6 protein-coding genes are annotated in these 9,252 nt (G+C 75.7%); all 6 read right to left on the bottom strand.

The window, feature by feature from the left end:
* Positions 1 to 1,437: WXG100-like domain-containing protein (locus ACWEO5_RS14965; protein WP_452162791.1), on the bottom strand; the 1,437-nt coding region annotated here is incomplete at its 3' end.
* Positions 1,438 to 1,441: 4 nt separating this feature from the next.
* Positions 1,442 to 2,386 (bottom strand): WXG100 family type VII secretion target, encoded by a 945-nt coding sequence (locus ACWEO5_RS14960; protein WP_452162790.1) that lies wholly within the window; start codon positions 2,384 to 2,386, stop codon positions 1,442 to 1,444.
* Between the two features lie 40 nt (positions 2,387 to 2,426).
* Complete coding sequence (locus ACWEO5_RS14955) at positions 2,427 to 4,793, bottom strand: WXG100-like domain-containing protein (RefSeq protein WP_452162789.1); 2,367 nt, start codon at positions 4,791 to 4,793, stop codon at positions 2,427 to 2,429.
* Positions 4,794 to 4,983: 190 nt separating this feature from the next.
* Entirely contained in the window at positions 4,984 to 5,796 is an 813-nt protein-coding gene (locus ACWEO5_RS14950) for a WXG100 family type VII secretion target (RefSeq protein WP_452162788.1), read from the bottom strand.
* Between the two features lie 348 nt (positions 5,797 to 6,144).
* Positions 6,145 to 8,280 carry a WD40 repeat domain-containing protein gene (locus tag ACWEO5_RS14945; protein WP_452162787.1) on the bottom strand — a complete coding sequence of 712 codons (2,136 nt, stop codon included), beginning with the start codon at positions 8,278 to 8,280 and terminating at the stop codon, positions 6,145 to 6,147.
* 45 nt (positions 8,281 to 8,325) lie between these two features.
* A complete protein-coding gene (locus tag ACWEO5_RS14940; RefSeq protein ID WP_452162786.1) occupies positions 8,326 to 8,895 on the bottom strand; it encodes a GNAT family N-acetyltransferase in 570 nt (189 codons plus the stop codon).
* Positions 8,896 to 9,252 lie beyond the last annotated feature (357 nt).

The raw sequence follows: 9,252 nt of genomic DNA, 5'->3' as shown, positions 1-9,252 counted from the left end.
GTGCGGCTGCGGCGTCGGCGTCTCGTGCGGCTGGCCGGTCGTCGGGTGCACCGAGCGCACCATCGTCGGTTCGGTTTCGGTGTTCGGCGCGGCCGTCCGCGAGTCGGTGCCGGAGATGGCGGGCTCCTGGGCCCGCGTGCCCGTCTGCTCGTGGGGGGCGGGCCCGGCCGTCTCGTGCGGGGCGGGCGCGGCTGTGGTCCCGACCGTGGTCCCGGTGCTGCGGTCGGAGCCGAACGGTGCCAGGCCGTTCACCTTCGACTCGCCCGCACCCGTCGTGGTGGTGTGTCCGGACGACGAGCCCGCGTCCACGGTCGAGCCCAGACCGGCCCCGGCTGCGGCCCCGGCCCCGGCCCCGAACCCAGCACCGGAGGTACTCCCGGAGTTCGGTGCGGGTTCCGCGCTGTCCCCGGAGGTCGTTCCGGACGGGCCGCGGTAGGTGCTGTCGTCCGAGGAGGAGGTGGATTTGGTGAACGTGGGCGGGGTGTCGTGGCCGGTGCCGGCGGTGTCGGGCAGGTCGAGCTTGGGGGCGTCCACCGGCTTGGGGACGTTCATGTTGGTCTTGATCGCGGAGGCGCCGGCGTGCAGCCCCGCGCCCGCGCCGCCGGACAGGCCGGATCCGAGCAGGGAGCCGCTGTCGAGCTGGCCGGTGGTGATCAGCTGGGTGGAGACGTCCGCGCCGACGCCGATGGCCGCGCCGGTGCCGATCTTGCCGACGGTGGAGTTGAGCGCGTTCTCCGCCCCGATCTTCTTGCCGGCCGCGCCGATGCCCTTGCCGATCAGGTGGGCGGAGGCGCCGCCGACCGCGCCGCCGAGGGCGTTCTGGCCGAGCTCCTTCATGTCGATGCTCTTGCGGTGGCCCTCGGCCACCTCGATGCCCTGGGCGAGGAGGTTGATCGCACCCATCTGGGCGGCCTGCTTGGCCGCCATCTCCAGGGTTTCCTTGAGCAGTTGCTTCAGGATCTGCTGGACGACCGCCCGGCTGGCCCCGATCATCACCGGCACCTGGAGCAGCGAGGCGCCCGCGGTGAACGGCGCCTCGGCCTCGGCAGTGGCCAACTCGAAGGCCAGGATGCCGAGTTGGGCGATGATCTGGATCTTCGCGGTCTCCGCGGAGTTGGCCATGTTCTCCAGCATGTCGCCCATGCCGTTGAGCGAGTCGACCGTGGCCGGAAGGGCCCCGGGCTTGTCGGAGCCCTCGCCGACCGAGTACTTCTTCTCCCAGTACGAGGACAACGCCTCGGCGGCGGCGCCCTGTTGGCCGTCCAGCGCACGCTTGATCGTCGAATCGGCGCTCTGCGCGGCGTCCTTGACGCTCTCGGCGGCCGTGCGGCAGTGCTCGGCCATGTGGCGGAGCTGGTCCTCGTCCGCCTCGGGCCAGCGGGTGCCGGCCAGCAGCAGGAGGACCCACTGGAGCGGTTCCGGGAGTTCGACGGCCATCGGGTCAGTGCCTTCCGCTCTGGGTCATGCCCGGAGTGATCATGAGGTGAGGAGGGGTGGACGGGAGGGACGGCGAGTCGGGCATCGGCGCGGTGCTGTCGATGCCGCCGAGTTCGGCGACGGTGTCGTCGTCCGCGTTCTGGTACCGGTCGGCCATCTGCTTCAGGCCGTCGGCGATGTCCTTGAGGCCGCCGGACAGGCTCTTGAAGAGCGTCATGGTGCTGTGGCTGATGTTCACGTAGCCGTGCTCGCCCTCGGCGAACTTCTTGCCCGACTCGTCGTTGCCCCAGGGGTCCTGGGCCTCCAGCGAGGGCAGGTAGGCGCTCAACGACCGGTAGGCGTTGCCGAGTTGGTCGGCGGCGGCGAGCAGGGGCGACACCGCCGCCCGGTACTGGTCGGGGTCCACCCGGAAGCCCGATCCGGCGCCGCCCGAACTCCCGCTCCCGGACGCCGCGTTCCGGGCCGCCGTCCGGTTGGCCGCCTGGTCGGGTGTCGCCCGGGAGAGCGGCACACCCTGCTGCATCGGCTGCAGCGGCGCGTACGCCGGTTCCACCGGGTGCTCGGCGGACGGTGCCGCGAAGTCCGTCCGCGCCTGCTGGAACGGCTCCACCGGCTGTTCCAGCCCCTGCCTGGGCAACAACGGCTCCGCCGGCAGGACCCGCTCCCGGGGCAGCAGCATCTCCGGCGACGCCTGCTCCAGCCCCTGCCTGGGCAGCAGCATCTCCGGCGACGCCTGCTCGGAGGCCGGAACGCCCTGCTGCATCGGTTGCAGGAGACCGCCCATCCGCTCCCGCGGCTGCACCGGGTCGAGGGCGATGCTCTCCGGACCCGCCGTGTCGACCTCGAAGCGGTCGGCCTCGACGGGGGTCTCGACCATCCGGTGCAGGACGTGGGCGGGTTCGGCGGGCGTCCCGGCCTCGGCGTACCAGGCCTGCTCGTCGTTGCTCATGAGGGTTCCTTCGTCAGGGCGGGCGGCGGCGGGCGCGCGGTCAGTCGGCGGCGGGCGCGGCCAGCCGGGAGAGGGCGGCGCGCAGGAACGGGCTGGGCACCTGGAAGCCGCCCTCCTCGCGGAGCGGGGCCCGCTGCGGGGTGGCCGCCGCACCGGCGTCGGAGGCCGTCGGGGCGGAACCGGTCTCGGCCGTCGGCGCGTCGGGGTGGCCGCGCCGGGCGGCGGCGCTGCGGGAGCGTTCCAGGTAGGAGGCGTCGTCCGTGCTGCCGGAGGTCTCCGCCGCCGTGACGGGGGTCTCCTGACGTGCCGTCGCGTGGTCGGCGGTGGCGGTGGCGGCGTCCGTGGTGCCACCGGAAGCCTGCTCGCCCCCCGTACCGCCGCTGCCCGTACCGCCGCTGCCCGTACCGCCGTTGCCCGTGCCGTCCGCGCCGGCCCCGTCGGTGCCCGTCCCGTCGGTGCCGGTCGCGCCGCCGCCGAGCAGGACGCCCGCGAGCTGGTTCAGGACCTCGCTCTCGCTGGCGGGGGCGGCCGGGGCGGCCTCCGTTCCGGACTCGGCCGTGGCGAAGGTGGCGTCGGCGCGGGCGTCGTCGAGCCAGCGGCGGCGGGCCCGGTGCCAGTGGCGGTCGCGCGGGCCGACCTCGCCGGCCTGGCCGAGGATGCCCCGGTCGCCGTGCAGCTGCTCCTCCTCCTCGCCGTCGCTGCCGAAGCGGGTAGGGCTGACGAAGCGGTTGCCGTGCCTGCCGTCCTTGCCGCCGCCGCGGCCGCCGCCGCCCATGCCGGGCATGTGACCGCCGGCCATGCCGGAGGCGCCGCTGCGGCCGGTCGCGCCGCCGGACGCCAGGGTGCCGGCCCCGGCTCCGGCCCGGCCGGCCGCGGAACCGGCGCCGGTCATGCCGCCCGCGGCTCCCGCACCGCGGCTCCCGGCCAGGGTGCTGCCCGTGCCGCTGAGGCCGCGGGCGGCCCCGCCGCCGAGGCCGTACGGACTGCTGCCGCCGCCGAACGGGGCGAGTCCGGCACGGGCGCCGCCGCCCGATCCGCCGCCCGATCCGCCGAGCGCGCCGAGGGCGCCGCCCAGGGAGCCGCCGAGGTTCCCGAGCGAGCCGCCGCCGGAGCTGCCGATGCTGCTGCCGAGGCCGGAGCCGAAGTTCTGGCTCGGGACGTAGCTGCTTCCGGTCTCGACGCCGGGGCCGCCGATGCTGCTGAGGTCGCCGAGCCCGGCCAGACCGAGGTGGTTGCTGCCGGTGGTGGAGAGCGGCGTGAACACGGGGGCGCCGCCGCCCGCGCCGGTGTCGGTGCCGAACTGGGGCAGGTTCGCGGCGGGCAGGCTGAAGGGCGCCAGGCCGGAGCCGCCGGTCGATCCGGTGGTTCCCGATCCGGAGTAGTCCCCGCCGCCGAACGCCCCGGAGCCACCGTAGGAGCCGGCCGTTCCGGCGCCGTCCAGGCCCGGGAGCGAGAAGTCGGACCCGGCGCCACCGCCCGCACCGGCGCCGTCCAGGCCCGGCAGCGAGAAACCGGACCCGGCACCACCACCCGCACCGGCACCACCGCCCGCACCGGCGCCGTCCAGACCGGGCAGCGAGAAACCGGACCCGGCAGCCCCGCCCGCACCGGCACCACCGCCCGCACCACCCGCACCGGTGCCGTCCAGGCCCGGCAGCGAGAAACCGGACGGATCGGTGGTGGTGGCGCCGACACCGCCGGGCAGACCGCTGCCCGCGCCCGTACCGAGCAGTCCGCCGGGCAGGTTGCCGACCCCACCGCTCATCGTGCCGATGCCGCCAGCGCCGCCCGCGATGCCCAGGCCGCCGACCCCGCCGGCGCCCGAACCACCGCTCGCGGTGCTGCCGTTGAGGGAGCAGGTCTGGCCCATGCCGGTCATGTCGGTGATGTGGTCGGCGTTCGTCCGGAGCGTGGCGTCCACGTTGCCGCTGACCTGGTTGACGTACTGGTGGTACAGGCTGACGGCCTGCTTGACGCCCTCGGACTTGGCGATGTCGTCGTGCTTGCCGGCCGGGTGCGCCGCGATGTAGTCCTTGGCGTACTGGAGTTCGCGGATCATCTCGGTCTTGGCGTCGCCCACCGCCTGCGCGGCGCCCTGCATCGAGGTCGCCATCACGTGCCCGGACTGGAGGGTGGTGGTGACGTGCGAGCCCTCCCCGCCGGCGAACTTCTTGAGGTACTGGGCGAAGCTGTCGGCGGCGGGCCCCGACATGCTCGCCATGGCCCGGTTGGCAGCCTCGACGATCGCCACGACGTGGCTGTCGGCCACCTCGTTCCACTTGGCCCAGGCGGCGGCGAGGTCGGCGAGCAGGTCCTCGTTGCCGTCGGGGAAGAGGATGTCGGCGCCTTGCTCGTTGCTCTGGAGGGTCTTGAGTACCTCGGCGAGGTCGGCGGGCAGCTCGATCATGGCAGCGGGTCTCCGGAGGGGTGCGGTCGGGTCGGCAGGGGGCCCGCGGTGGCGCGGTGGCGCGAACGGCTCGGCGGCGCGGACGGCGTGGTGGCGCGAATGACTCAGCGGGCGGACGGCTCGGCGGACGGACGACGGGGAACCGGGCGGACGGCCCGGAACGGGCGGGCGGGGCGCCCGCCCGGCGGCGTCAGACGCCGTGCCCCGTCGGGGTCCACATGCCCGGTCCCATGAAGGGCGGCGGCGGCGGGGGGTTGTAGTCGAGGTCGGGCGTCTCGGCGGCGTGGTAGCTGCCGCCCGGGTCGATGTTGCCGAGCCCCTCGTTGGGCGGCGGCGGGGCCGGGGCGCCCCTCGGGATGAGGGGCAGCTGCTCCGTCTCCCCGGACTGCACGCGCGGCAGGTGCTCCGCCGTGGGCAGCACCGTCCCGGACTGCAGGCGCGGCAGCTGCTCCGCCGCGGGCTGCACCGTGCCCGCGATCCGCGGCGTCACCTGCGCGGGCGTGGAGGCCGCCCAGATCTCCTGGTCGGGCATCGGGCTCACGTGCTGGGGCGTCAACTGCCCGAGCGGCAGGCTCGCCTCGTAGCCGGGGGTGCCCACCGTCGCCCCGCCGGGCAGGTAGTTCCCCGCGCTGGCGAGGCTCGGGCCGGCCGGCATGGTGCCGGTGTCGGTGATGCCGCCGAGCATGGTGGCCTGCTGGTCGTCGTTGGCGCGGTGCCGGGCGGCCATGGACTGCAGGTTCTGGCCGACCGCGGTGGCGTTCTGGATCAGGACGCCGATGCCCTGGAGCACCTGCTCCTGGTGCTCGGCGAGGCCGCCGACCGAGGAGCTGCCGCCCTGGATCGCCTTGCCGACCAGGTCGGTGCCGTAGACGGTCGCCTGGACCTGTTTCACCTTGGCCGCCAACTGGTTGGCGGGGCCGGTGAGTTCGTCCAGTAGTCCGAGAATCTTCTTCGCTGCCGCCTCGACCTCGTCGAGGTCGATCCAGACCGTCTCGTCCGCCACCTGCGCATCCTCCGCACTCCGCCGCCCCCGGTCGGCACGCACCCGTGCCGACGGCCCGCGCCGGGCATGCCGGGTCGTCGGGGCAGCGGGTGGCCCGGACGCGCCCGTGACATGCCCGCACCGGCCCATTCCACTACCACCCTAACCCGCGGCTGGGAGCGCTCCCAGCCGGTCGGGGGTGCCGGGATGACCACACGTCATCCCGGCACGATCCTGACATGTCATCAAGTCACGGTGGAAACCAGAAGGAATGCAACAGGTAAATTCACGACATGAACCCGCAAGGGGAAGTAAAGACCGGAAGTGCCCGTTCCGGGTCGGTCGTGAATGTTCGATGGAGGATGCCGGTCAGAGCGTGACCGCGCCGCCCGGGGTGACGATCCGCAGGCCCGCCTCGTCGAGGTCGATGGCCAGCGGGGTCCCGTCCAGCGCGGCCTCGTTGAGCAGCGAGGCGCTGGCCAGGTGCCACAGCCGCAGGGTGCCCGCGGCGTCCCCGGCCGCGAGCAGCCCCTCGCCGTCGAACTCCCGGCCCACCACGGCCCGGACGGCCGCGCCGCCACCGGCCAGTTCGGCGGTGCGGCTGCCGTCCTGGACGTCCCAGACCAGCACGGTGCCGTCGCCCGCGCCCGCGATCACCGCGGGGCGGCCGCCGAGCACCGCGAACGACAGCACCTCGGCGGCCTGCGGGAGTCCGGTGCAGACCGGGCCGGCCGCGCCGCTGACGGCGTGCCACAGCCGCACCACCAGGTCCTCGCCGGCGGTGGCCAGGATCGGCTGGCCGCCCGCCTCGGTGGCGGCCAGCGCGGTGAACGGGCCGCACCCGGTGGCGAACCGGCGGCTGTCGGCGCCGGTGGCGGCGTCCCGGACGGCGATCGCGCCGTCGCGTCCGGCGGAGGCCAGCAGCGGCTGCTCGCCGGGGGTGAAGGCGATCCCGGCGACCGGCCCGGCGTGCGGGACGGGCAGCGGCAGCTCGGTGCCGTCGGTGAGGCGGTGGCTGCGGACGGCGCCCGCGGCGGTGCCGCACACCAGCAGGTCGGCGGTGAGGTCGAGGCTGTGCACCGGGCCGCCCCCGCCGGGCAGGTCGAGGAACGGGGCGCCGGTGGCGGCGTCCCAGGCGGTGAGCGCGCCGTCGCCGAACCCGGCGGCGAGCACCGGACGGCCGTGCAGGGTGCCGGCGGCCAGCGCGGCGAGCGGGCTGCCGGGGCGGCCGGCGGGCACGGCCCTGGGGGCGGGCGCGCCGGTGGCGGCGTCCCAGACGGTGATCCGGCCGGTCTCGTCGCCGGTGTACAGCGCGTCCCCGGCGGCGGCCAGCGCGGTGAGCCAATCGCCGGCCGGCCAACCGTTCAGCGGGCGGCCGTCGTACACGTCCCAGGTGCGGACGGTGCCGTCCAGCGCGCAGGAGGCGAGCACCGGCCGGTCGGCGAGGGTGGTGAAGGCGAGCCCGGTCACCGTGCCGGTGTGGCCGTCGAGTTCGGCGACCGGCTGGCCGGTGGCGAGGTCCCACAGCCGGATCCGGCGGTCCTGGCCGGCGGAGGCCAGCACGGCCTGGTTGTCGACGGTGAGCACGGCCAGCGCCAGCACCTCGCCGCGGTGGCCGACCAGCAGGTGCATCAGCTCGCCGGTGCCCGCGTCCCAGACCCGGACGGTGCCGTCGGGGGCGGCGGCGGCCAGCAGGTCGACCCCGGCGCAGTGCACGGCGCGCAGCGCGGTCGCGCCGCGGCCGCCGGTGGGCAGGGTGCCCAGCACCCGGCCGTCGTCGGCGCGGACCGCCCGCAGGTCGCCGGACTGCCCGGCCGAGAACGCCACCGGGATGTCCCGGCAGACCAGCGCGGCCACGGACTGGGCGCCCTCGCCGCCGGTGGTGCCGTGCGCGACGGCGCCGGTGGTGGCGTCCCAGACCTGGACCGAGCCGTCGGTGCTGCCGACCGCGAACAGCGAGCGGCCGCCCGCTTCGCCGAGCGCGACGGCGGTCGGGGCCAGCCCGGCGTCGGCGTCGGAGCCGCCGAGCGGGGCGGCGTCGTCCAGCGCGGTGAGGCCGAACGCGCCGTCCGCCTCGACCAGGGCGTACGCGGCCCGGCCCGCGACGGTGCCGACCACGGCGGCGCTGCGGGCGGTTCCGCCGGCGGGCTCGGTGGCGGCCAGTGCGGCGGGCAGCGCGGCGGGGTCGGCGGCTTCGCCGAGGGCCTGGGCGAGCAGCGCGTCGAGCACGGTCGCGTCGGCGGGGACGGGCGCGGCGGTGCCGTCGGTCCACTGCCGGTCGGCCTGCCCGGGCCGGCCCAGGACGGTGAGCCGCCGTCCGGCGGCGGGGGTGTCGGCGGGCGCGGGGGCGGGGACCTGGTCGGCCCCGGCGAGGACCCGGCGGATCAGGGCCGGGTCGACCCGGCCGGTGCGCTCGCGGTCGGCGCGGGTGGCGCGGAAGGCGCCGTCGGCGTCGATCAGCAGTTCGCCGCGGGTGCCGTCTTCCAGCCTGACGCTTCCTGACATGGTGTCACTCCTGGTTCTTTGCAGGGAAGTTGGGAGCCCCGTGGGTCAGCAGAGGTCTTCCGGTACGAGTGTCGCGTGCACGGCGTCGTGCAGCCGGTGGGTGCGGGAGCTGCGGAACAGCGCCGGGCGGTAGCCGGCCCGGCGGAAGCCGATCGCGGCGCCGGTGAGCTGGCTGGGCATGTTGTCGGCGGCGGCGAACGCCTCGACCAGGCACAGGCCGATCCGCTCGAACCCGAAGCGGCACACCAGGCGCAGCGCGGCCTTGGCGGTGCGCAGCCGGCGGTGTTCGGGCAGCAGCCAGACGGCGACCTCGGCGCACTCCCGCTCCGGGTCGAGGTTGACGAGTTCGGCCCAGCCGACGGGCTCGGCGGTCGCGGCGTCCTCCAGCGCGAAGTAGGCGGCGCGGCCGGTCTCCCACAGCATCGGGGGGATCTCGTCGAGCCACCGCGCGGCGGCGGCGGTGTCCAGGTGCGGGACGACGGCCTGCAGGAACTCGCGCACCAGCGGATCGTGGCTGCCCCGGTGCACGAGGGCCGCGTCGGCGGGGCGCGGTCGGCGCAGCACCAGCCCGTCGGCCGTCATCGGTTCGTCCCGCACTTCGGTGAGCGCCCGCATCGCTCCCCCCGTCCGCTCCCCCTGCCGGCTTGCCCGGCCGGCCCTCACGGGCCGCCCGGGCGTACCCTCCCCCGCCGTTCGACCGCCCGTCAAGTCGGAGCCGAAGGATGAACGTTCGCGCACGTCAGCGGGACGTTAGTGGAACGTGAGCGGGAACGCGCAGACTCTTTCCCGGGGTTCGTCACTCCGCGTCCCGCCGCCCACCCGGTCCACTCGTTCTCGGGCCGGGCGCCCCCGCTGAGGGCGGCGGGACTCCCTCCCTCCGCGCCGCCGGTGACGTGCCGCTCGGCGGGTACGTGCTGGCCTCGATGAGCCTGCAGGCCGCCTACCGCTCCTTCCCGGACGAGGCCGTCGACC

Source organism: Kitasatospora sp. NPDC004272 (assembly GCF_053603035.1).
Note: the sequence above shows the minus strand (reverse complement) of the source record. Positions and strands in the feature narration are given on the sequence as shown.